This window comes from Pseudovibrio sp. Alg231-02, from assembly GCF_900143565.1.
Classification (GTDB): Bacteria; Pseudomonadota; Alphaproteobacteria; order Rhizobiales; family Stappiaceae; genus Pseudovibrio.
Genome location: NZ_FREX01000001.1, coordinates 629,190 through 651,265, shown reverse-complemented (window position 1 = coordinate 651,265; position 22,076 = coordinate 629,190). Strand labels below are relative to the sequence as shown.

The window sequence follows — 22,076 nt, the reverse complement described above, 5'->3', positions numbered from 1 at the left end:
AATATAATGGAAGATCTCTCAGGTGATTGGGATCGCCAATACGAAGCAGGTCGCTGGCATTTTCTTAATGATATCAAAGAGGCTGCGCGCTACGGAATTCTCTCCGCATGGCTAGGACAAACTGCAACGACACATGCAGTCCTTGATGTCGGCTGCGGTGAAGCAATTCTGTATCACTATCTCAAGCCATCAGGCTTGCAGCGGTATTGTGGCGTCGATCTCTCAGAAATTGCACTAGGCAATGCCAAGGTTGGGGAGGAGCATGTGCAACTGGTGCAATCTGATCTTGAGAGCTTCAACGCTAAACCAGAGGAGACGTTCTCAGCAGTTGTCTTCAATGAAGTGCTCTACTTTTGCGAAGAGCCTGAATTACAGCTCAATCGGTATGCAAGATTTCTTGAAGATAACGGCGTTATTGCAATTTCCATGTACACGCCAGCGCGAGAAAAATCAGGCGCAAACAAGTCCATCAAGAAGATCTGGGATGAAACGGACAAAACAGATCTTTGGCAAGTGCTTGATGATCTTGAGTTAAAGTCTTTTTCAAAGAATGTAGGGTGGAAACTTAGGTTGGTCAGACCTGTCCGGCAGCCAAAGTAAAATCGTGTTTTGCTTGATCCAGAAGGTCTCGAGAACTAAGCCATTTAACTGCAGGATGAGCAGACGTGAGCTCGAAAAATACCTCCAGAAATTCTGAGCAGCCTTCACCGTGATCAAGATGATGTGTCAGCAGTCCGATCGGCTCAGCGACATTGGTTCGACGTCGGCAAAGCTGCAGATCTAACCGTTTGCGAGCTGCCTCCCAACCGATAAAGCGTTTGTTTTTCTTCCATTTGATGATGTCGACGTGGCTTTGGAGGCGTGGCAGGCGGAAATGATTGATCCAGGTAAATGCGGATAATCCGTAATCGCCTTGCTGCTTAAGGAGATGCACAGCACGCGGCGCAATCCGGTTCCAGGGAGGCACAAACAACGGCACAAAACGTTCACCGAACAAGTTTTGCAGGATCTCTCGGCCTTCTGCCAGTTCTTTCGCCATCTCCTTAGACGTTCGCCGCCACCCAAACTCACTGGCTTTCTCGCCGTATATTTTCTTCTGATAATTCTTATGCTGCCAACCATGATGAACGGCATGAACATCCTGCGTGTTCGCAAGACGCTGGGCGAGCGCATCTGTTGCAAATTTTGGAATTACGGCAAGCGAAAGCGGAATGCGGAACCGGTCAGAAAACACAAGCAATTCTTCAAGCGCAGGAGTTGGCGAAACAGCATCATCGTCCCGCCACCAGAACTTGACAGTAAGGCCGCGCTCTTCAAACCAATTGAGGTGCTGGGTGAGATGATGTTCAAACGCCCGTTGGCTGTCACCTGCGGGTTGTTCGGTTTCCGGAACAGGCTCAACGACAGGAGCGATACTAGAGATCACGAGAAACGTTCCTTTCCCAGATAATCCCGAGCGCATGGTCCATGGGTGTTTCCATGCCAAGATCTGCGGCAAGCACTTGAGCTGAAATCTCCGCTCCATTGAGCGCCACGTGTAAATCTGGCGCTGGAAGGGAAAGTGCTTTTTGTGCAGCTTGTGCAAGCGTATTAGGGCTGAGCACTTTTTCGGGAACAGCCACAGCTCTGTGATGCTTCATGAGGCTGAGCGCGCGTTGAGTTTGCTCTGTCTCAGCTTCTTGTGCGAAAGGAACCAGAACGGATGGAATACCTGCACGCAGGATATCGACAACCGTGTTGTAACCAGCTTGAGAAATAGAAAGTTTGGCATTCTTCAAAAGCGCAGGGAAGTCTTTGCGAGCCCGCTCAATAATGAGCTCTGATGAAGAGTGCCTGGAAAACTGTTGGAACTCAGCGTCGGGAACGTCCTGTCCAACAAGCACGCGCCACCGATGGCTGATGTTGGGTGACATATGGTTGGGAGCAGAAAGCGCAGCCCGCAACAAAGCAGAGCCGACAGCTCCACCTCCACACGAAACAATAATCTCACCTGCACCGTCAATTGAAGGTGCGGATGTTGTACGGTCATCACTGATATAGCCCGTGTAGCGGATATGCGAACTCACCCTGTTTGAGAACGGAAAACTCTCATCAAACGTAATGAGTTGCGGGTCTGAATGGACAAGGATCCGATCATAAAAGGCGGAGGCTTGTGAGGCCATCCATTCTTCCTTCCATAACTCGTCCTTGCGCACCAGAATGTCACGTACAGAGCAAACGACCCAGGGCGGGGAGAGTTTGCTGCCAGCACATTCAAGAAGACGCGTCATCTCGGCTGCAAACATCCTGCGCCCAAAGGGGTAGGTTTCTGTGATCAGCAAGTCAAAATGCTCAGAGGAAAAGGCAGAAAGCGTTGCCGTGATGCGTTTCTCCCACCACGCCTCATCAATCGGGACGTTATGCTCATCCAGCAGAACATTAAATTTTGCATTGGCAGCACGCACAGCAGGCAGCCGGACAACCGAAAGGCCGTCACAATTCAGCGTGTCAGGAATACGGTTCCCAGTTGCAAGAGTCACTGCAATGCCTTGACGAACCAGCGCCTTGGCAAGCGCCACTGCCCGAACGATATGGCCCGAGCCAAGTAAGTGCTGAACATGGATGAAGGCTTTCATCATCGGCCTCCGTGAACTCTCCGTTTAAACTTGTGATGTTCAAGAGCTGCGTTGAGCACCTTATCCAGCCCTCTCGCCCCAGCTTCAAGACTATGGTTTTTGTGAATGTTTTCTATAGCTGCGAGCCCCATATTCTCCCGTTTGTGTGTGTTTTTTATGAGAGACATCAGGTTTTGAGCCAAAGCAGAGGCGTCGCCTTCATCTGAAAGCAAACCACTGGTACCTTCCTCCACGATGTCAGGTACACCAAACACCCGCCCACCAACCACGGGCAAGCCACAGGATTGAGCCTCCAGAAACACAAAGCCAAAGGCTTCACGAATGGCAGGCCAGACAAAAATGTCGTGAGACCGGTAAAGACGCGGCATCTCTTGCCAAGGGATGAGCCCGACAAATTCTGTGCGTGCCGGATCAAACAGCGGTTCTATCTCACCTCGGGCCGGTCCATCTCCGGCAATGGTCAGGCGCCATGGCAAATCGGCAATCTGTTTCAGGGCAGCAGCAAGCACCATGTATGAAAATTGCTTGTCGCCTTCACGCATCATACCCGCACACAGCAGCCGTATCTTTCCATCAGCCGAGCCTTTGGTGACACTGTGACTGACCTCAAACTTTGCAGTTTCCAAAAATGGTGGCAGAACCGTCAGAACATCTTCATTCAGGACCTCTTTCAGGCATTGTGCATCAGATTTAGTCAGAGCGACCACCTGACTGGCCTGAGCAAGAGCTGCATCAGCTGCATTAAACCCGAGAGCCCAGTTGCCTGCCTGTCGTTTTGGGGCACGACTGGCTTCCACGACCACATAAGGAATGTTGAATTTCGCGCACAGGTACGGGCCGATCCAGTCAGGTGCTTTGTGGTAGAGGTGATACGTGAGAAACACATCAGGCACTTCACTGTGTTCAATCCAGCGCTCTGCGATAGCTTTTGCCTCTGTAAGCGCCAGCTCTTTCACGTCGCGTGTCACGTCCTCACCACCCTCAGCGCGCCAGCTGCGAAAAGTGGAGGCAATTTCAACCTCATGCCCCGCCAAATGTAATGCTCGCACGATCAATCGCCCCATGGTTCGGTCTCCCGAAGGCACAGGGTGGTCAATAGGCTTCATGGGCGCTGTAAAGGCGACTTTCATCAGCAGGGCTCCAAACTTCTCGAGAACTTCTCCTCTAGAAAATCCAAACCGGGCGAGGCACTGAACCGGCGATGAACGCTTTCAAACGCATTGGTTCCAATGCGCTCTCGCTCAGAAGGGTGTGTGATCAGAAGCTGCAGTGCCTCTGATAAGGCTGAGATGTCTTCAGCAGGACAAAGCAGGCCAGTCTCATTACTTTCAATGATCTCAGGAAGAGCAGACACCTCTGTTGAAACACACGGCAACGCCATAGCTTGTGCTTCCATCACCACGTTCGGCAGGCCATCCCGATCGCCCGACTTTGAGACACGGCAGGCAAGAGCGAAAATATCGGCGTTTTCCATCTCTTCCAACACAAGTTTCCTCGGTTGGGCTCCCAGCCACGATATACGGTCATCCAGACCAAGTTGCACACCAAGGTTCTTGAGTGAACATGACAGCTCACCTCCACCGATGTGAGTGAAGTGCCAGTTCAAATCCTTTTGGAGTTTGCTGAAAGCGCGCAGCAAGTTGTCATAACCCTTCTTGTCTACCAGTCGCCCGACGGAGATAATCCGAACGCCGTCTGCTCCTGTTCCATCCCGTAACGTGGCAGGACGGGGAGCCTCAGGAAATCCGCAAAAATCGAGACCATGATAAACAAGACTGATTTTGTGAGGTTCCTTACAAAGGGAACGCAGGTAAGCAAGGTTCGCTTTAGTACAGGTTACTCCCCAGGCAGCGTCAGCAAGTTTTGTCTCAAGTTCCCATCGTTCCGTGGTCCATATGTCTTTGGCATGAGCTGAGAATGACCAGCGACGCCCCGAGAGAAGAGCTGCGTAACGTGCAACACTACAAGGGCTGTGAAGGTAATGCGTGTGTATCCAGATAACATCCTCTGGCAGTTCATGAGCCATCACACAAGCTTGCCCCCATCGGCGGAAGCGCTCTGCATTTTTCTTGTGCTCTAGGTCTTTTTTAAAACATGCCCTGGCTGCTGCATATGCCGGTTGTTTCTTTGCCCATGCCATAGCTTTTTGGACACGAGGCGGATCATCCTTGAGATACTCAGTGAGGTAAAGCACTTCGGAAGTGATCTTCTCGTGGACGTCATGCACATAAGGATCATAGGGGCGGCGCAGCGCGACAATAAGCTGGCCTACACCGCGTTCCTGCAGACCGTAGATTTCCTGGGCAATAAAGGTCTCGGAAAGACGAGGATACCCTTTAACAACCACAGCAATGCGACCAACTTCCATCACTACCCCGCATTATATGTCAGTTTGACATCGTCTCGAGGATCAAGACGTTGTGATAAATGCTGTTCACGCATGCCAAGAATTTCGGCAGTTCGCAGATTGATAATATCCAAACCACCTAGATAGTTTTCGGAATGAGCATGAGACGGTGGTGCGATAAATGGTAGGTTTGCCAATGCTTTCACCATCAGCTCAACACTCGGGTATGAGTCAATCGGAAGCATCTGCGCAAGACCCAGCCGCTGGGCTTGCTCTGCTCGAATAGCCTGCTCTCTGCGTGGCACAACACGTGGAACCAGAAGGGCTGGATTGTCAAAGGAGAGGATCTCGCAGAATGTGTTGTACCCTCCCATGCCAATCACAGCAGTCGCATTGGCCATATAGGGCTCAATTTCTGGGGTAAATCGAAGGATCTCAACATCGCGCAAATGAGATGCACGCGTTGAGAATGCTTCCACATCTGCCTTGCTCATGAAGGGTCCAAGAACAATGAGAGCTGGGAACAAAGGACGCAAACGTGCTTCATAGGCCCGTATGACCCAATCGACGAGCTCAACACCATCACCACCCCCGCCCGGGGTCACCAACACATAAGGGGCACCATCAAAGGGCGCTGTGAAATCCTGAGCTGAACTTGGCATTGACCGGCGCAGGTAGCCGGTAAAGAGCGTCTTTTCCATCACCGACTGGTCAAAGCCAAGCCCATCCAATGGATTGTTCATTACTGAAGGGCCGTAAACCCAGATCTCATCATAAAGATCATTGAGAGCAGGGTAGGCGCGTTTGCGAAGCCACTCCTCCTTCAGAACATGCGGATCATCCATCACATCGCGAAGACCCAAAACCAGCCGTGTTTTTTGCCCCTTGAGGTATTGAAGCGAGGGGAGAACCTCACCACGCAGCCCAAGCGGCTCCTTATCGACGATGAAGATATCAGGTTTAAACACCTTGGCCGTGTGTTCGATGATGGATGATCGAATAGCGATCGTCTCATTGATATCAAGCTGCAAAGAGAGCGAAGTGTACTCACCACTACGCAGTTTGATCACGCCCGGAATGCGGACGAAATCGACCCGGGAACGAAACTCGAAACTACCAATGATGGGAGATCCTGAAAGGATGAGAACGGACATTTCCTGGAAGGAGCCAACCAAAGATTGTGCGATTGTGCGGCACCGCCGCAGATGGCCCAATCCAAAGGTGTCGTGGCTATAAATCAGAATTTTTGGCGTCATTACCGTCATGCGCTTCTTATTCCATCTGCTGCGCATAAACCTCAGCATCAGATCAGTTTGGCGGGGGAAGGCCACCAAGCAACGGTCAAACCTGCTTTGAAGCGTTTAAACACCAAAGAAGTACCCCCATAAATCCAAGGGATCTTGCGGGTTTATGCCGTTTTTTAAGATCTTGAAGCGTAAAGTTCCCTTGCGTCAGTTAGAGCGTAAATCGCATCGCCTCAGTTTGGGTTAGCCTGATCTGAGCTTAATCGGAGTGGACATGGAAAAATCGCTTTTCCAATTCATCTGGAAGAACTCAGCCCGCTATCAAGTGGCGATTCTTCTAGTCACCATATTGTCCTATCCGGTGAGTTACATCCTGCTGGATCTACCTAAGACAATTACCAATGAAGCAATTCAGGGTAGCAATTTTCCAGTAGAACTTTTCGGAATGCAGCTCGGTCAGATTCAGTATCTGGCGGTGCTATGTATTTTGTTTTTGGTTCTTGTTGTTGTTAGCAACTGCATCAAGCTCTACCTCAACGTCTACAAGGGTAGACTGGGTGAGAGGATGCTACGCCAGTTGCGGTTTGAGCTGTTTCAGCGCGTACTCCGCTTCCGCCTGCCTCACTTTAAGAAGGTCAGCTCCGGCGAGATCATACCAATGATTACCGCCGAGGTCGAGGATGTTGGTGGTTTTGTTGGCGAGGCCTTCGCTTTACCAGCCTATCAAGGCGGAATGCTGGTCGTTCAGGTCGGCTTTATTTTCATGCAGGACCCACTGCTCGGACTGGCCGCCATCTCACTTTATCCGGTGCAGGGATATATCATTCCCAAGCTCCAACAGAAGGTCGTTCGCCTGTCTCGTCAGCGTGTGAAGAATGTGCGCGTGATCGCCGATAAGGTGGGAGAGAGTATCTCAGGTATCTCCGAGATTCATAGCAACGACACGTCAGCGTGGCATTCAGCAGACCTTTCAGACAGACTCTATCGAAACTTCCGTATTCGTTTCGATATCTATAATCGCAAGTACTTCATCAAGTTCGTTAATAATTTCATGAACCAGCTGACGCCGTTTTTCTTCTACTTTATCGGCGGCTATCTGGTCATCAAAGGGCAACTCAGCATCGGTGCGTTGATTGCGGTGATTGCAGCCTACAAGGATCTGGCTGGTCCATGGAAAGAGCTGCTGGCCTACTACCAAATGACCGCAGACGTCTCAGTCAAATACCAGACAGTGGTCGAAAACTTCGATCCACCTGATCTCTACGACAAACAACGCCTGCTGGATGATGAATCTCTGGTGCTAACAGGTTCACTTACCCTAGATAAACTAGGGCTATCAGGAGTAGGGACCGGGCAGGAAGTGCATAATGTTTCACTTAATGTCGAGCCGGGTAAACCACTGGCTGTTTCTGGTGTGGATGGTTCTGGACGCGCTGAGTTGTTGCAGATGGCAGCTGGATTGCTGAGTCCCACGTCAGGATCAGTCACCATCAACAACACCAATTTCGAAAGCATGCCAGAAGCGACCTTGGGTCGGCAGATTGCCTACGTGGGTGGTCATTTGCATGTCTGGACAGGGACAATTCGCGATAACCTCTTCTACGGGCTGCGCCACAGGCCTCAGGAAAAGGTCGAGTATGAAGGCAGTGATCTGAGAAAGCGGCAGCGCCAGTTGAAGGAAGCTGCCATGACACTCAATCCGTACTTTGATTTGAAAGCGCGCTGGGAAGATTACGAGTTGGCCGATGCTGGGTCCATGCAGCAACTGGAAGACAAAGCCCTTGAGCTGTGTAAAGTGGCGGGTTTCTCGCGTGATTTGTACTTACTGGGCGTTGAGACAGTCATCAATCCAAACGAGACTGAAGAGCTCAATGGCGGCCTCATGCCCAAATTGGTTGAGGCGCGGAAAGCCTTGCGCGAGAAAATCCAGAATGACACAAAACTTCAAAATCTTGTCGAGTTCTGGGACCCTGAAAAATTCAACATGTCTGCTAATCTGGCGCAGAACCTGTTTTTCGCCAGCCCCAAAGAACACTTTATGACCATTGAACATGTTCCGACAGACCCGCAGATTTCAGCTTTCCTCAAAGAGACCGGGTTTGATGTGCTCCTGGCGGATATCGGGCTGAAAATCGCAAAGACCATGGTCGAACTGTTTGCTGATGTCAGCGCAGACAGTGATTTGCTGAACAGGTACTCTTTCATCAGTCGTGAGGATCTTCCGGAGTTTGCCCGTATTGTGAATGACCAAAAGGGTGAACAGCGGCGCAAACGGCTCAAAGATGTAGATCGGGCCCGTTTGATTGCGCTGGCGCTCAAGCTCATTCCAGCAAAGCACCGCCTTGGCGTTCTGGATGATGATATGCGGGAGAAGATCCTCGCTGCTCGGAAACAGTTTATGGAAACAGTGGGCAAAGACAATGAGCGTTTCGAGTTCTTTGATCCAGACACTTATCTCACCACTTTGAGCATCGAGGACAATCTGGTCTTCGGACACGCAAGGTTGGACCGCCGCGATGCCCGCCAGAAAATACAACAAGTTCTGCAGGAGCTCGTGCGTGAAAGAGACTTGATTGCCCCAATTCGCCGCGCTGCCTTCGATTATCAGGTGGGCATTGCTGGCGCGAAGTTATCCTCCCATCAACGCAGGTTGATTTGTCTGGTTCGTGCCCTGTTGAAGAATGCCCACATCTACGTTCTGGATGAGACAGCAAACAGTGTAAGTGCAACAGATAAAACCCTGCGCGAAGACCTCAGGAAGCTCATGAGTGATAAAATTCTCATGTTCGGAGTAAGTAATGAAAGTGTTGCTGAGGAGTTTTCTACGACGCTTCACCTAGAAAATGGGAGGGTTATCGAAAGATAGTCTTGGGAACTATGGTGAAACAAAGGCGAGATGATGTGAGCTGGAACACAGTTTGCTGGGAGAACTTCAGCTATGCTCATCAAGTTATTGGGAGTGAAATGTGACTATTGATGCAGAAGTTCAAGCTTTAAGCCGTGTCCCTCTCTTTCAGGGATTGGAACCAAGCAAACTGCGTCTTCTTGCGTTCATCAGTGACCGCATGGAGTTTCAGGATGGGGAGCATTTGTGCCATCAGGGAGATGATGGTGACAGTGCATTTGTTGTCCTCTCCGGTGAAGTTGCTGTGTTTGTTGATGAAAATGAGGTTGCGAAGGTTGGACAATATGCCATCATTGGTGAGATTGCGATCCTGTGTGATGTGCCAAGAACAGCGACCTTACAGTCAGTGGGTACAACTCACATTCTGGCAATATCCAAAGACGATTTTTTGAAGCTCATCGCGGAGTTTCCGAAAGTTTCGCTCGAGATTATGCGTGTATTGGCGTTGCGATTGGAAAAAACGACCAGAGAACTTGCGCAGGCACGCCCTGCGTCCACTTGAAAGGCCAGATTACTTGAACGAGTTTTCTCTTAAAATTTGGGGTGTTCGCGGTTCAACAGCTGCTGCTGGTCCCGAAACACTTAGATACGGCGGAGAAACAGCCTGCTTTGAAATTCGGGCGGGAGACGTTCTGTTGATGGTCGACTGTGGGTCTGGTGCACGCAATCTGGGTAAAGAGTTGATGAAAGGCCCACACCGCGACATCGATCTTCTCTTCACGCATACACACCTAGACCACATCTGTGGTTTGCCCTTCTTCGAGCCTGCGTACGATCCCAATTTCAGTATTCGCCTAACCGCAGGCCATTTTAATGACCCATGTGATTTGAAGGACATTATCTGTCGGATCATGTCACCCCCTATTTTCCCGGTAGGAGCGAACACGCTAAGTGCCGTTTCCTTTAAAAGTTTCAAGGCAGGGGACACCCTGAAGAAAGACAATGGGCTGATAATCAAAACCGTTGCGCTAAACCATCCAGGCGGTGCCTGTGGCTACCGGATGGAGTACAATGGTAAGTCCATGTGCATCATCACAGATCACGAAATGGGGAGCGCATCTCACGATGCTGCTGTCCTAGAGTTTATCCGTGATGCAGATGTTGTGATCCAGGATGGGATGTACACCTGTGCCGAATACCCTAAGTATAAGGGTTGGGGACATTCCACATGGGAGCATGTGGTCGGAATATGCCAGCGCGCCAACGTGAAAACGCCCGTGATCTTTCATCACGATCCGCGTCGCACGGATGATGAATTGGACGAGATAGGTTTGGCTGCCCAGCAGATGCATCCACGAGCAATCGTGGCCTCTGAAGGGATGGTCTTCAAACCTTAAGTTCATTCACCCGTCGCTCGCAACAGATCGGATGAAACTGCGAGCAAACCAGCAACACCTGTTGAATGGTGTGACGGGAGACAAGTGTGGCAGTTGGAAGTGGTCCAGAAAATTCCGATCCTTCAAAAAAACGTGGATCTGAGAAAAAGCCGGATGTGGACTTGAGCGAAAAGTTCCATGGCATCTCTTACCAGAAGAAAGCTGAACCTAACTTCTACCAGCAGCTGAAGCGCGGTGTTTTAGGGCCAAAAGCTCCGGAAGGGGACTTGCCTTTACGTGTGCGTAGTGAAGTAGCGCGTCAGGAAGCGGCCTCCGAACGTCTGATCGGTATCGTCCAGCTCGGAGTCATCATCTTCTTCGCTGTTCTGTACGCCCTGGCGCCAAGAGCCGAAGGCACTATGGGCTTCAACTTCGTTCCCATCGCCTTTTCCTGTTATCTCGTCTTTACGCTTATACGTATTTACGTCTCTTTCAGAACGACCCTGCCGGTCTGGTATCTGGTCCTGTCTATCATGGCAGACGTAGCGCTTCTGGTCGGATTGATTTTCTCCTTCCACATCCAGTATGCCCAGCATCCCACTTTTTACCTCAAGGCCCCGACCTTGATGTACCTGTTCCTGTTCATAGCCCTGAGAGCCCTCCGCTTTGATCCAAGATACGTGATCCTCACTGGCGTCTTCGGGGCTCTGGGTTGGTTAGGGTTGGTGTTCTATGCTCTGACCTATCAAGGTGGCTCAACACTTATCACTCGAAACTACATCGAATATCTGACCGGCGAGGCAGTTCTCATCGGGGCAGAATTAGACAAGTTGATAATCATCCTGTCAGTGACAGCGCTTCTTGCCCTTTCTATCTTCAGAGCCCGCCGCACTTTCTTCTCAGCCATTCGCCAGAAGAATGCAGTAAAAGACTTGAGCCGCTTTTTCACGCCAGAAGTTGCAAATTCCATTGTGGAATCTGAAAGCAGGCTCATGGCTGGAACTGGTGAAATCCGGGATGTTGCCATCCTTCTTGTAGACATCCGGTCCTTTACAAAAACTGCCGCCAAACTGCCACCAGAAACCACCATGCGTGTTCTGAGTCTCTACCAAAAGAAAGCTGCAAAGGTGATTTTGGGAGAAGGGGGCAAGATTGATAAGTTCCTTGGTGATGGAATTCTTGCAACCTTCGGCGCTGTATCAGACAGCGAAACGTATGCAGCTGACGCGTTGCGAGCAGGTGTCGAACTGACTCACATTCTGGAGGAAGAGTGCGCCGATCTGGAAGCTGCAGGTTGGCCCATGAAATTTGAAGTTGGTGTAGGGGTCGCAGCAGGTCCGGTCAGTGTTGGAGTTGTTGGTGTACGGGACCGGTTGGAGTTCACCGTGATCGGTGATGCTGTCAACCGCGCTGCAAAGCTGGAAGCCGCCAACAAGGTGCAGGGCACACGGTTCCTGACAGATGGTGCAAGTTATTCCATGGCTCTACGACAAGGGTATAAGGGAAACATGATAGATTTAAAGTCCGAGTGTGTTGCGGGAATCAATGGAAAAGTAGACCTTGTGGCTTTGGCGTGAGAATGATTTTCTCATGCCGACCCGCAATCCAGCATTTTGCTGCTTTCAAAGAATTTTGGCGGGAGCTTTGAAAGACAGCGGGGCAAACAAAATGAATCGGGATGGGATTCCATGCAACTTAATAAAGAAATTGCAGCCGTTGTAACCGGCGGCTCATCAGGCCTTGGCGCGGCAACCGCACGGAAATTGGCTGGCCATGGCGTTAAAGTAACTCTTTTCGACGTGAATGAAGAAGCTGGTAAAGCACTGGCACAAGAGATTGGTGGTCAGTTCGTAAAAGTGGACGTCACCAGCGATGACAGCGTGAAAGCAGGTCTGGATGCAGCTGAAGCAGCGCACGGCCCAACACGTATTCTCGTCAACTGTGCAGGTATCGCGCCTGTTGCAAAAACCACCTCTCGTGGTGAGCCGCACCCAATGGATATGTTCCAGACGGTGATCAACGTAAACCTTGTTGGCACATTCCGTTGTACGTCGTTTGCTGGAACACGCATGGCAAGCCTTGAACCACTGACAGAAGATGGTGAGCGCGGCGTGATCATCTCCACTGCATCTGTGGCAGCATTTGACGGTCAGATCGGCCAGGCAGCTTATGCAGCGTCTAAAGGTGGCATCGCCGCTCTGACATTGCCTGTTGCACGCGACCTGTCTAAGTCCGGCATCCGCGTGATGACTGTTGCACCGGGTATCTTCGAAACTCCAATGCTTCGTGGCCTCTCTCAGGAAGTGCAGGACTCTCTCGGTCAGCAGGTGCCGTTCCCGTCCCGTTTGGGCCGCGGCGACGAATACGCTCAGCTGGTGGAAGCAATTTGCACCAACCCAATGCTGAACGGTGAAACCATCCGCCTGGATGGCGCAATTCGTATGGCACCGCGCTAAGCAATTCTCTGGTCTGAGAGCGTTGAGTTCTCAGGCCAGCTTCTGGTTGCGAAACAACCAGACCTACCAATATGGTCTAATCCAAAGGTCGACTAAGTGCTTAGGCACACCCTCGTGCAGTGGTATCTTAGTCCTGCTAAGTTCATCGGATTGTAATTTATAGATCCGATTCCTAGAGGCCTTCATGGCGACCTATACCAGCTCCACTCCCCAACAGTTCTTCGGCGACCTTCCAGAACAGACTGATGTTCTGATTATTGGCGGTGGCGTGATTGGCACCTGCACAGCCTACTGGCTGGCACAAAAGGGTGTGAACGTGACACTCTGCGAAAAGGGCCGCGTTGCCGGAGAACAGTCGAGCCGCAACTGGGGCTGGGTCCGCCAGCAAGGCAGGGATGCCGCAGAACTCCCCATATCCATGGAAAGCAGCCGGCTCTGGCAGCAGCTGATGAAAGAAACCGGAGAGGATCTCGGGTTTCGCCAGGAGGGTGTTTATTATCTGGCAGAAAAACAAGAGGACCTCAAAAACTATGAGGACTTTCTTGAGCTCGCCAAACAGCATCAACTCGATACCAAGCTCCTCAGTAAAGACGAGGTCTACACCAAAATTCCGGGGCGTGATGGCAAATGGGTTGGTGGCATGGTCACACCAAGCGATGGCCGTGCTGAGCCATGGATAGCAGTGCCCGCGATTGGCAGAGCAGCGGAACGCAACGGTGCTGTGATCGTTGAAGACTGTGCAGTGCGTACGCTCGAGATTGAAGGTGGTAAACTCACAGGTGCTGTGACCGAAAAGGGGACGATCAAAGCAAACCGCGTCCTGATCGCTGCTGGTGCATGGTCCTCACTCTTTGCACAAAACCTCGGCGTGTCCATGCCTCAGCTATGTGTGCGGGCAACTGTGGCTGCAACCAAGGCTGTGCCTGATCTTTTCAACGGCAACGCTGCAGACGGCACATTCGCGTTCCGCAAAAGAGTAGATGGTGGTTACACACTTGCGGTCAGTGATATTCATGATCACTACATCGGTAAGGACTCGTTTCGTCACCTCTTCAAGTGGCTTCCTGCTGTGAAAGCGTCCTTCAAAGGCATTTCCTTTGGCATGAACCCACCAAAGAACTATCCAGATTCATGGGCGCATAAGCGGCATTGGTCTGGAGATGAAGTCACACCGTTTGAAACATGTCGTGTGCTAAACCCTGATCCGAGCCCGAAAGCCCTCAAACGCATTCAGGATCGTCTGGTTGACCGCTTCCCTCAGCTCAAAGGGCTGCAAATGGAAGAAAGTTGGGCTGGAATGATTGATGCAATGCCGGACTTTGTCCCGATCATGGATGAAGTCCCGACACAAAAGGGCGTGTTTATCGCAACGGGTTTTTCCGGGCATGGGTTTGGCATTGGTCCTGCAGCAGGACGCATAATGGCAGATTTGCTCATGGATAAACCAGCTGGCTACGACCTGACGCGCTTCCGTTATTCGCGGTTTTCCGATGGCTCCAAGATCAAGCTCGGACCCTTTATCTAACCTCCTTGAGTAAGTGACGTGATTTATTCAGAAAATACACCGCAGCAGTTCCATGGAGAACAGCCGCAGGAAACTGACGTGCTCATCATCGGCGGCGGCATCACTGGTGTTTGCACCGCGTATTACCTTGCTAAGAAGGGCGTAAGCGTCACCCTTTGCGAAAAGGGGCGTGTTGCTGGAGAGCAGTCCAGCCGCAATTGGGGTTGGATTCGGCAGCAAGGACGTGATGAACCGGAGATCCCGCTCTCGATTGAAGCACGCCGCCTATGGGCCGAGCTCAGCAAAGAGACAGGGGAAGACCTTGGCTACAGCGCGACTGGCGTCTACTACCTTGCTGAGAAGCATGAGGACTTGGAAAATTTCGAAAAGTTCGTCGAGCTTGGCCGGAAATATGATCTCGATACCTGCATGATCTCAAGAGCGCAGGTTCATGAAGACATCAAAGGTAAAGATGGGCGTTGGATTGGCGGAATGCATACTGCCAGTGATGGTCGGGCTGAACCCGGGCAAGCAACACTCGGCATTGCAAAGGCTGCAGAGCGTCTTGGAGCTGTCATCTGCGAAAACAATGCTGTTCGTACATTGGTAAAATCTGGCGGTGAAGTCGTTGGTGCTGTCACAGAGCAGGGCGAGATCAAGGCGGGGCAAGTAATGCTGGCAGGTGGGGCATGGTCTTCTCTATTCGCCGCCAATGCAGGCATTAAACTGCCTCAGCTTTCCGTGGAGCTGACTGTTGCTGCAACGCAAGCCGTGCCGGATGTCTTCCCGGCAAATGCCTCAGACAACACCTTCGCCATGCGCCGTCGTCAGGATGGTGGCTACACGCTGGCACTCAAGAACAACCAGACCCACCATATCGGTCTGGATTCTTTTAGGTTCTTGAAAGAATGGCTGCCCAACATGGCCGAAAACTTAAAAGGCACCAGCATCAAACCGTGGTCTCCAAAAAACTACCCTGACCACTGGATGCAAAAACGGAGCTGGACCGGAGCGGACATAACACCATTTGAAGCCATGCGCGTTCTTAACTCCATGCCTGATCAGAAAGAGCTGAGAGCTTTAACTGAGGCTCTTGTCGATCGCTTCCCTCAGCTCAAAGGAACGAAACTGCAATCCGCCTGGGGCGGCCTCATTGATGCCATGCCAGACTTTTTGCCGGTGATCGATAGAGCTCCAAATCTGGATAACCTGCATATCGTGACGGGTTTCTCAGGCCATGGGTTTGGAATAGGCCCATCTATTGGACGTCTTATGGCAGATGTGCTCACAGGGATACCAGCTGGTCACGATCTCTCCAGTTTTGCCTTTAACCGCTTCTAAAAGCAGCAAGACTTGAGGCACGAGCAGACGACACCCGAGAAATGCTCAAGCGATCAGAAGGGGAGAGGCGTACCCGCGGGTACTCTTTTTCTCATTAGTGGTGTAAGCTGAAGAAAAGTTGCCAAATTAGTCCGATAAAACTAACTATACCGCAACGCGTAAATAACATATTCGCCAGATTGGGGTTTTCGATGCCAAACTATCGTTCGCGCACTTCCACACACGGCCGCAACATGGCAGGCGCCAGAGGCCTGTGGCGGGCAACCGGTGTTAAAGAAAATGACTTCGGCAAGCCAATTATTGCTGTCGTCAACTCCTTCACGCAGTTCGTGCCAGGCCACGTGCATTTGAAAGACCTTGGTCAGCTCGTCGCTCGCGAAATCGAGCAGGCCGGTGGCATCGCAAAAGAGTTCAACACCATCGCAGTCGATGACGGCATCGCAATGGGTCACGACGGCATGCTCTACTCCTTGCCCTCTCGTGAGTTGATCGCCGACTCCGTGGAGTACATGGTCAACGCCCACTGCGCAGATGCTATGGTCTGTATTTCCAACTGTGACAAGATCACTCCAGGCATGCTGATGGCGTCTTTGCGCCTGAACATTCCAACCGTGTTTGTGTCCGGTGGACCGATGGAAGCTGGCAAAGTAACGCTCGCAAACGGTGAAAAACGCAAAGTTGACCTTGTCGACGCAATGATCGCCGCAGCTGATGACAACGTTTCTGACAGCGACGTTGAAAGCATCGAGCGCAGCGCATGCCCGACGTGTGGCTCCTGTTCTGGCATGTTCACCGCAAACTCTATGAACTGTCTGACAGAAGCTCTGGGCCTGTCCCTTCCGGGCAATGGCTCAACTCTGGCAACGCATTCAGACCGTAAACGCCTGTTCATCGAAGCTGGTCACCTGATCGTAGATTTGGCAAAACGCTATTACGAACAGGAAGATGAGAGCGCACTGCCGCGTAACATTGCAAACTTCAAAGCTTTTGAAAATGCAATGATTATGGACATCGCGATGGGTGGTTCCACCAACACCGTTCTGCATTTGCTGGCCGCAGCACAGGAAGGTGAAGTGGACTTCACCATGGAAGACATTGACCGTCTGTCTCGCATTGTACCAGTGTTGTGTAAGGTGGCTCCATCGATCGCCAACGTCCACATGGAAGACATTCACCGCGCAGGTGGCATCCTCGGTATTCTGGGCGAGCTGGACCGTGCAGGTCTCATCGATACCTCAGTAAAATCAGTACATGCCAAAGACTTAGCCGATGCTCTTGAGCGCTGGGATATCAAACGCACAGACAGCACAAGCGTACGCGAGTTCTTCTCCGCAGCGCCTGGTGGTGTGCCGACACAGGTCGCGTTCTCTCAGAGCTCCCGCTATGCCGAAGGCGTTGATGAGGATCGTGAAAACGGCGTTATCCGTTCCAAAGAACATGCCTTCTCACAGGATGGCGGACTGGCAGTTCTCTACGGCAATCTGGCAGAAGACGGCTGTATCGTTAAAACCGCAGGTGTTGATGAGAGCATTCTCACATTCTCCGGCCCAGCACGCATCTTTGAATCTCAGGACACAGCAGTCAGCGCGATCCTGACAGGTAAAGTGAAAGAGGGTGACATCGTTCTCATTCGTTACGAAGGCCCTCGTGGCGGTCCGGGCATGCAGGAAATGCTGTATCCAACCAGCTACCTCAAGTCCAAAGGCCTCGGCAAAGCCTGCGCACTCATCACAGATGGCCGCTTCTCTGGTGGGTCTTCCGGTTTGTCCATTGGCCATGTCTCCCCGGAAGCAGCTGAAGGCGGCAATATCGGCCTGTTGGAAGAAGGCGATATGATTGATATCGACATTCCAAACCGTAAAATCGAGATGCGTGTTTCTGATGAAGAGCTTGCCTCCCGTCGCGCTGCGATGGAAGCAAAAGGGAATGCTGCATGGAAACCTGTTGAGACGCGTAAGCGCAAGGTTACCACCGCGCTGAAAGCCTATGCTGCCATGACCACCAGCGCATCCAAAGGCGCAGTTCGTAAAGTTGACTAAGCCTCAGGTTCAATAAGACATTCAAAAGCCCCGTAGAGACCATCTCTGCGGGGCTTTCTATTGCAGGAGCGTGTTTTCTGAGTGTTTAGCTCGGCGCGCTCACATATCGCAGATAGGGCAGGACTGTTTTCACAGAGCCAAATTTGACTTCTGCGTCTTCGGTACTGACGGCTGGGGGCACGATTACATCCTGACCAACAGTCCAGTCCGCTGGCGTTGCAACGCCCTTGGCAGACATCTGAAGCCCGTCTAGCGCGCGCAGGATTTCTGCGAAATTTCGTCCAACGGTCATTGGATAGGTCATCATCAGCTTCACTTGCTTGTCTGGCCCAATGATGAAGACTGAGCGCACAGTGGCAGAGTCTGCTGGTGTCCGCCCATCAGGCAAGACATATTCCGCTGGCAACATGTCAAAGGCCTTCGCCATCTCCAGCCCAGCATCTGCAACAATCGCAAAATTGGGCTTTGCACCGCCAACAGATTCAATATCGACTTTCCATTTCTTATGGTCTTCAACACCATCAACTGAAACGCCAAGCACTTTAGTGTTACGCTTGGCCCATTCATTACCAAGCTGGGCCACAGCACCGAACTCAGTCGTGCAAACAGGTGTAAAATCCTTAGGGTGAGAGAAGATGATCGCCCAGCTGTCTCCAACCCAATCGTGCAGACTTATCTCTCCATGATCAGTAGGAACAGTCAAATTAGGGATCGTGTCGTTTATGCGTAAAACCATGATTTGTCCTCGTCTGATATGGCACTAAGACTGAGATAAGACTGCAATATGCCTTTTTTCGGCCTGCCAACATCTTCGTTCAGATTAGCTTTCAGTGAAACAATAGAAGCAAAATGTGGGAACATGCCATCTTTAATTTTTGGCAGAAGAAGTTCTAATCTGTGTCGAAACGGGAGGGTATAGAAGTTTGAGCTTCTGACTTGACAGTTCGTGGTTATAAATCTGTCTTATGAAGTCACCAAACAACAGGAGATCAGCATGATCACACCAGTGGTGAAAACGATTAAGGTGAACTGCAGTCCGGAAAGAGCCTTTGAGGTTTTTACAAGTGATTTCAGCAAATGGTGGCCAATTCAAACCCATTCTGTAACAGCAATGAGTGGCGGCGAACTGCCCGAGGTCTTTTGTGAGCAGCAGGAGGGCGGCAAGCTATATGAAGTCGCAAAAGATGGCACACGCCATGATTGGGGAACGCTCAAAATCTATCAGCCCTCAAAAGCTCTTTCGATCCTTTGGCATATCAATAACCCGGAGAGCATGGCAACCTGTGTGGATGTGACGTTTGAGAAGGACGGCGAAGGTACCAGAGTGGTTTTAAGCCATCATGATTGGGAAAAGCTTGGCGAAATCGGCTCCACAATGCGCGAAAGCTATAACAATGGCTGGGTCAGCGTGTTTGAAGTGAATTTCAAAAACGCGTGTAACTCCAGTTCTGCTTAGAAAGCAAAGCTTCGCTGTTTTATTCTCCAGCGAAGCCTGTCTATTACCCCCGCCAGTTCAGTAGGGCCTTTTCCGCCTTCCCGATCAACCAACTGACGCACAGCCCCAAAATGGAAAGCATCGCAACGCCGACGATCAGCTGATCTGTTGCGAACAAGGAACCTGCCATCAACACATAAGCGCCGATGCCATATTCTGCGCCAATCATCTCTGCGGCGACCAGCAAAATAATTGCTATGCTCGCGGAAATACGTGCACCCGAAAGGATCGCTGGTAGAGCACCTGGCAAAATGATCTTCCGCACAATGGAAAGCCAGCTCATACCGAACGACTGTCCCATGCGGATCAACCCACGCTCCACATTATCAACGCCGCCATAAGTGGCGATGACTGTAGGAAAAAACGTACCAAACAGGATTGTCGCAACTTTGGAACCCTCCCCGATGCCGAACCAGATGATGAAGAGTGGCAGCAAGGCAATCTTCGGGATTGGGAAAAACGCTGAGGTAAGCGGCAATAGGCTGGATCGCGCCAATGAAAACAGCCCAATCAGCAATCCCACCAAAATGCCAAGTGCTGTTCCAATGCTCCAGCCAAAGACAAGCCGGTAAAGACTTGTGCTCACGTGTTTCCAGAAAAGACCCGAATTATAGAGATCTAAGAAGGCCTGAAACGCTTCCGACGGTGCTGGCAAAACCAGATTGCTGATGATGCCTGTGCGGGAGCCAAACTCCCAGAACAACACCAGTGCCAAAAATACAAATGGAGCAACAAAACGGATCGGACGTGGCTTGAACCCGCCTCCACGAAACGGAACTTTCTTGCGGTTTATCTGATCAGACATCGGCAAGCTCCCTATCTGCAGCAAGAGCTTCTTCGCGCATCATATGCCATAACTGCTGCTGCACCTCCTCAAGCTCCACAGCTCGCTCCCGGCGCTCTTCAAGAGGGATCGAGATCTCAACAACATCGCGAACCTTGCCCGGGCGGCGAGACAACACAATGACCTTATGGCCAAGGCGAACAGCTTCAGCAAGATTATGCGTCACATAGCAAGCAGAGAATGCCTCACGGGCCCAAAGAGCCACTAGATCATCCATCAGAAGTTCTCGTGTCTGGCTGTCTAAAGCTGACAGAGGCTCATCCATGAGCAGAAAGGCAGGGCGAACTGCTAACGCTCGCGCAATTGCCACACGCTGCTTCATCCCACCGGATAACTGACGTGGAAGTGCATCATGAAACTCTGAGAGGTTGGTGCGTGCAAGCACATCATCAATGATCGCCTTGCTCTGCTGTTTGGAAAGCTTGTGATCTTCAAGCACCAAAGAGATATTCCCGGCCACAGAGCGCCATGGCAGCAACGCAAAATCCTGAAAGATGTAGGTGAGGGGATTGAAAGACCCTTCTGGCGCCTGACCTGCGATATAAGCGGCGCCCTTGCTCGGCTCTTCAAGTCCGCCCATCAGACGCAGCAGCGTAGATTTTCCGCAACCGGACGGACCGATGATCACGGCAATCTCGCCGGGCTCAAAGGTCAGATTGATATCATTCAGAACCTCGACAGAGCCGTAGGCGTGTGAGAGATTTTCAATGGAAATTTGCATGTAATCCAACCGGATTATGAGAAAAGGCATTGCCCACCCGCAGCGGGCAATGCGTGAGTTGGATTAGAAGGTTTCGACGAATTTCACATCAACCAACTTGTCGAGTGTTACACCTGCTGGTACCAACTTCTCGCTCTTGAACCAGTTGAGCTGGTCTTCAACACTCGCCATGTTTAGCGCAGCACCTTCGTTAAGACGCATCGCTCCCTTGCGAATGGATGGAGCAGCTTTCTCATATGGACGATCAGCATAGACGTACTTATGAATGAGCTTAACCATGTCCTCAGCTGCCGCATCTCCTGCGGATTTGTCCACCAAAGCCGCGTTAAAGTCAGCCGCGCCTTTGGAGTAGGCACCAAGGAAGGTCTTCACCAGCTCAGGATTACTATTAATGTTCTTCGCGGAGGTAAAGACAGTGGTCACCTGATAATTCGGTACATAGTCAGAAACTTTACCGATCATTTCCACTTGTGGGGATTTGGCAAGGCCTTTTGCGATGTGGGGAACAATAGACCACGCATCAATCTGACCACTCTTCAGCGCACCAATCACAGCGCCTACTTTTTGGAGCGGACGAATCTTGATGTCTTTGCGCTCAAAACCTTCTTTATCCGCAATCTTATGTGCCATGTAATGGAAAGACGAGCCTGCCGTCGTCACACCAAAGCTCTTGCCTTTCAGATCAGCAGGAGTTTTCAGGCCTGCATCAAACGCAGCTTTAGAGGCAAGGATCATCTGGCCGTCAATGCCAGCTTCTTCCTGTAGCGCGCCACCAATCACTTTCACAGCGCCCTTATCGGCAAGACTGATCAAGCCACCGGAAATTGCGGTAAGGCCGAAGTCCACATCGCCGGAGGCGATAGCAAGCGCCATTGGTTGTGCAGCCTGAAAGAACTTAAACTCAACTTCCAGACCAGCTTCGTCGAAATAACCCTTTTCAAACGCAACAAAATTCGCCGCATGAGAAGTGAAGCGCAAGGCGCCGACAGTGATCTTCTCTGCTGCAGTTGCTGTAGTCGCAAAGGTTCCTGTTAGAACTGCTGCGCCCATCAAAACGCCGCTTAAAATACCGCGTACCTTCATCTTTATCCTCTTAAGTGAACCTTGAGAGCAAACTCTCGTCAATCAAAGCGTATTCCCGAAAAGTGGCAACTGTTCTCCGGAAAGATACGCAGTAAAAATCTTTTGCAGTCTATAAATCCCTATGGAAAATGACTGCGTCAATCACTTCAATCGTGCATAGATTAGT

The 22,076-nt window shown here is 51.1% G+C and carries 19 protein-coding genes; 10 read left to right on the top strand and 9 right to left on the bottom strand.

Annotation, left to right across the window (positions count from 1 at the left end):
* The first annotated feature begins 6 nt into the window (after positions 1–6).
* Positions 7–600 carry a class I SAM-dependent methyltransferase gene (locus DHN43_RS02745; protein WP_108817654.1) on the top strand — a complete coding sequence of 198 codons (594 nt, stop codon included), beginning with the start codon at positions 7–9 and terminating at the stop codon, positions 598–600.
* Here the strand turns inward: DHN43_RS02745 and DHN43_RS02740 are convergent.
* From DHN43_RS02740 to DHN43_RS02720, 5 genes are read right to left on the bottom strand one after another with little or no spacing between them, the layout of a single operon-like run.
* Positions 575–1,426 carry a polysaccharide deacetylase family protein gene (locus tag DHN43_RS02740; RefSeq protein WP_208994795.1) on the bottom strand — a complete coding sequence of 284 codons (852 nt, stop codon included), beginning with the start codon at positions 1,424–1,426 and terminating at the stop codon, positions 575–577. The genes DHN43_RS02745 and DHN43_RS02740 overlap by 26 nt on opposite strands.
* Complete coding sequence (locus DHN43_RS02735) at positions 1,416–2,615, bottom strand: glycosyltransferase family protein (protein WP_108817987.1); 1,200 nt, start codon at positions 2,613–2,615, stop codon at positions 1,416–1,418. The genes DHN43_RS02740 and DHN43_RS02735 overlap by 11 nt, the downstream gene beginning before the upstream one ends.
* Entirely contained in the window at positions 2,615–3,745 is a 1,131-nt protein-coding gene (locus DHN43_RS02730; protein ID WP_057465914.1) for a glycosyltransferase family 4 protein, read from the bottom strand. The genes DHN43_RS02735 and DHN43_RS02730 overlap by 1 nt, the downstream gene beginning before the upstream one ends.
* Positions 3,745–4,983: a glycosyltransferase family 4 protein gene (locus tag DHN43_RS02725; protein ID WP_108817652.1), complete on the bottom strand. Its 1,239-nt coding sequence runs from the start codon at positions 4,981–4,983 to the stop codon at positions 3,745–3,747. Before DHN43_RS02725 ends, DHN43_RS02730 begins: the two co-directional genes overlap by 1 nt.
* Positions 4,984–4,985: 2 nt before the next feature.
* Positions 4,986–6,227, bottom strand: a complete 1,242-nt coding sequence (locus DHN43_RS02720; protein WP_199914762.1) for a glycosyltransferase family protein — start codon at positions 6,225–6,227, stop codon at positions 4,986–4,988.
* A gap of 253 nt (positions 6,228–6,480) precedes the next feature.
* Here DHN43_RS02720 and DHN43_RS02715 point away from each other — a divergent pair, with 253 nt between their 5' ends.
* The 8 genes from DHN43_RS02715 (at position 6,481) to ilvD (ending at position 17,767) form a co-directional block, all read left to right on the top strand.
* The gene (locus tag DHN43_RS02715; protein ID WP_108817651.1) at positions 6,481–9,072 is read left to right on the top strand and encodes an ABC transporter ATP-binding protein/permease; all 2,592 of its coding nucleotides are present in this window, start codon (positions 6,481–6,483) and stop codon (positions 9,070–9,072) included.
* Positions 9,073–9,172: 100 nt separating this feature from the next.
* On the top strand, positions 9,173–9,613 hold the full coding sequence (locus DHN43_RS02710) for a cyclic nucleotide-binding domain-containing protein (protein WP_193757786.1): 441 nt from the start codon (positions 9,173–9,175) through the stop codon (positions 9,611–9,613).
* A gap of 13 nt (positions 9,614–9,626) precedes the next feature.
* On the top strand, positions 9,627–10,448 hold the full coding sequence (locus DHN43_RS02705) for an MBL fold metallo-hydrolase (RefSeq protein WP_063293205.1): 822 nt from the start codon (positions 9,627–9,629) through the stop codon (positions 10,446–10,448).
* A gap of 86 nt (positions 10,449–10,534) precedes the next feature.
* Positions 10,535–12,004: an adenylate/guanylate cyclase domain-containing protein gene (locus DHN43_RS02700; RefSeq protein WP_057465918.1), complete on the top strand. Its 1,470-nt coding sequence runs from the start codon at positions 10,535–10,537 to the stop codon at positions 12,002–12,004.
* Positions 12,005–12,115: 111 nt separating this feature from the next.
* Entirely contained in the window at positions 12,116–12,883 is a 768-nt protein-coding gene (locus tag DHN43_RS02695) for a 3-hydroxyacyl-CoA dehydrogenase (protein ID WP_108817985.1), read from the top strand.
* Positions 12,884–13,067: 184 nt separating this feature from the next.
* Complete coding sequence (locus tag DHN43_RS02690) at positions 13,068–14,408, top strand: NAD(P)/FAD-dependent oxidoreductase (protein WP_108817650.1); 1,341 nt, start codon at positions 13,068–13,070, stop codon at positions 14,406–14,408.
* Between the two features lie 18 nt (positions 14,409–14,426).
* A complete protein-coding gene (locus DHN43_RS02685; protein ID WP_108817649.1) occupies positions 14,427–15,728 on the top strand; it encodes an NAD(P)/FAD-dependent oxidoreductase in 1,302 nt (433 codons plus the stop codon).
* Between the two features lie 191 nt (positions 15,729–15,919).
* Positions 15,920–17,767 (top strand): dihydroxy-acid dehydratase, encoded by a 1,848-nt coding sequence (gene ilvD / locus DHN43_RS02680; protein ID WP_063293202.1) that lies wholly within the window; start codon positions 15,920–15,922, stop codon positions 17,765–17,767.
* Between the two features lie 85 nt (positions 17,768–17,852).
* Here the strand turns inward: ilvD and DHN43_RS02675 are convergent, their stop codons facing one another.
* Positions 17,853–18,503 (bottom strand): peroxiredoxin, encoded by a 651-nt coding sequence (locus tag DHN43_RS02675; RefSeq protein ID WP_108817648.1) that lies wholly within the window; start codon positions 18,501–18,503, stop codon positions 17,853–17,855.
* Between the two features lie 258 nt (positions 18,504–18,761).
* On the opposite strand from DHN43_RS02675, the gene DHN43_RS02670 reads away from it, so the two are divergent.
* Positions 18,762–19,223: an SRPBCC family protein gene (locus DHN43_RS02670; protein WP_108817984.1), complete on the top strand. Its 462-nt coding sequence runs from the start codon at positions 18,762–18,764 to the stop codon at positions 19,221–19,223.
* 43 nt (positions 19,224–19,266) lie between these two features.
* On the opposite strand, the gene DHN43_RS02665 is transcribed toward DHN43_RS02670, so the two are convergent.
* The 3 genes from DHN43_RS02665 to DHN43_RS02655 all read right to left on the bottom strand — a co-directional run bounded on the left by DHN43_RS02665 (position 19,267) and on the right by DHN43_RS02655 (position 21,910).
* Positions 19,267–20,067 (bottom strand): ABC transporter permease, encoded by an 801-nt coding sequence (locus DHN43_RS02665; protein ID WP_063288205.1) that lies wholly within the window; start codon positions 20,065–20,067, stop codon positions 19,267–19,269.
* Positions 20,060–20,827: an ABC transporter ATP-binding protein gene (locus DHN43_RS02660; RefSeq protein WP_108817983.1), complete on the bottom strand. Its 768-nt coding sequence runs from the start codon at positions 20,825–20,827 to the stop codon at positions 20,060–20,062. The genes DHN43_RS02665 and DHN43_RS02660 overlap by 8 nt, the downstream gene beginning before the upstream one ends.
* Before the next feature lie 63 nt (positions 20,828–20,890).
* Positions 20,891–21,910, bottom strand: coding sequence for an ABC transporter substrate-binding protein (locus DHN43_RS02655; protein ID WP_108817647.1), 1,020 nt, complete (start codon positions 21,908–21,910; stop codon positions 20,891–20,893).
* Positions 21,911–22,076: the final 166 nt, after the last annotated feature.

What these genes read in the sequence shown, in the direction of transcription:
- ilvD (WP_063293202.1), top strand. Translation starts at nt 15,920, where the DNA reads ATGCCAAACTATCGTTCGCGCACTTCCACACACGGCCGCAACATGGCA.
- DHN43_RS02725 (WP_108817652.1), bottom strand. Translation starts at nt 4,983, where the DNA reads ATGGAAGTTGGTCGCATTGCTGTGGTTGTTAAAGGGTATCCTCGTCTT.
- DHN43_RS02655 (WP_108817647.1), bottom strand. Translation starts at nt 21,910, where the DNA reads ATGAAGGTACGCGGTATTTTAAGCGGCGTTTTGATGGGCGCAGCAGTT.
- DHN43_RS02660 (WP_108817983.1), bottom strand. Translation starts at nt 20,827, where the DNA reads ATGCAAATTTCCATTGAAAATCTCTCACACGCCTACGGCTCTGTCGAG.
- DHN43_RS02670 (WP_108817984.1), top strand. Translation starts at nt 18,762, where the DNA reads ATGATCACACCAGTGGTGAAAACGATTAAGGTGAACTGCAGTCCGGAA.
- DHN43_RS02735 (WP_108817987.1), bottom strand. Translation starts at nt 2,615, where the DNA reads ATGAAAGCCTTCATCCATGTTCAGCACTTACTTGGCTCGGGCCATATC.
- DHN43_RS02695 (WP_108817985.1), top strand. Translation starts at nt 12,116, where the DNA reads ATGCAACTTAATAAAGAAATTGCAGCCGTTGTAACCGGCGGCTCATCA.
- DHN43_RS02715 (WP_108817651.1), top strand. Translation starts at nt 6,481, where the DNA reads ATGGAAAAATCGCTTTTCCAATTCATCTGGAAGAACTCAGCCCGCTAT.
- DHN43_RS02665 (WP_063288205.1), bottom strand. Translation starts at nt 20,067, where the DNA reads ATGTCTGATCAGATAAACCGCAAGAAAGTTCCGTTTCGTGGAGGCGGG.
- DHN43_RS02720 (WP_199914762.1), bottom strand. Translation starts at nt 6,227, where the DNA reads ATGACGGTAATGACGCCAAAAATTCTGATTTATAGCCACGACACCTTT.
- DHN43_RS02730 (WP_057465914.1), bottom strand. Translation starts at nt 3,745, where the DNA reads ATGAAAGTCGCCTTTACAGCGCCCATGAAGCCTATTGACCACCCTGTG.
- DHN43_RS02745 (WP_108817654.1), top strand. Translation starts at nt 7, where the DNA reads ATGGAAGATCTCTCAGGTGATTGGGATCGCCAATACGAAGCAGGTCGC.
- DHN43_RS02675 (WP_108817648.1), bottom strand. Translation starts at nt 18,503, where the DNA reads ATGGTTTTACGCATAAACGACACGATCCCTAATTTGACTGTTCCTACT.
- DHN43_RS02690 (WP_108817650.1), top strand. Translation starts at nt 13,068, where the DNA reads ATGGCGACCTATACCAGCTCCACTCCCCAACAGTTCTTCGGCGACCTT.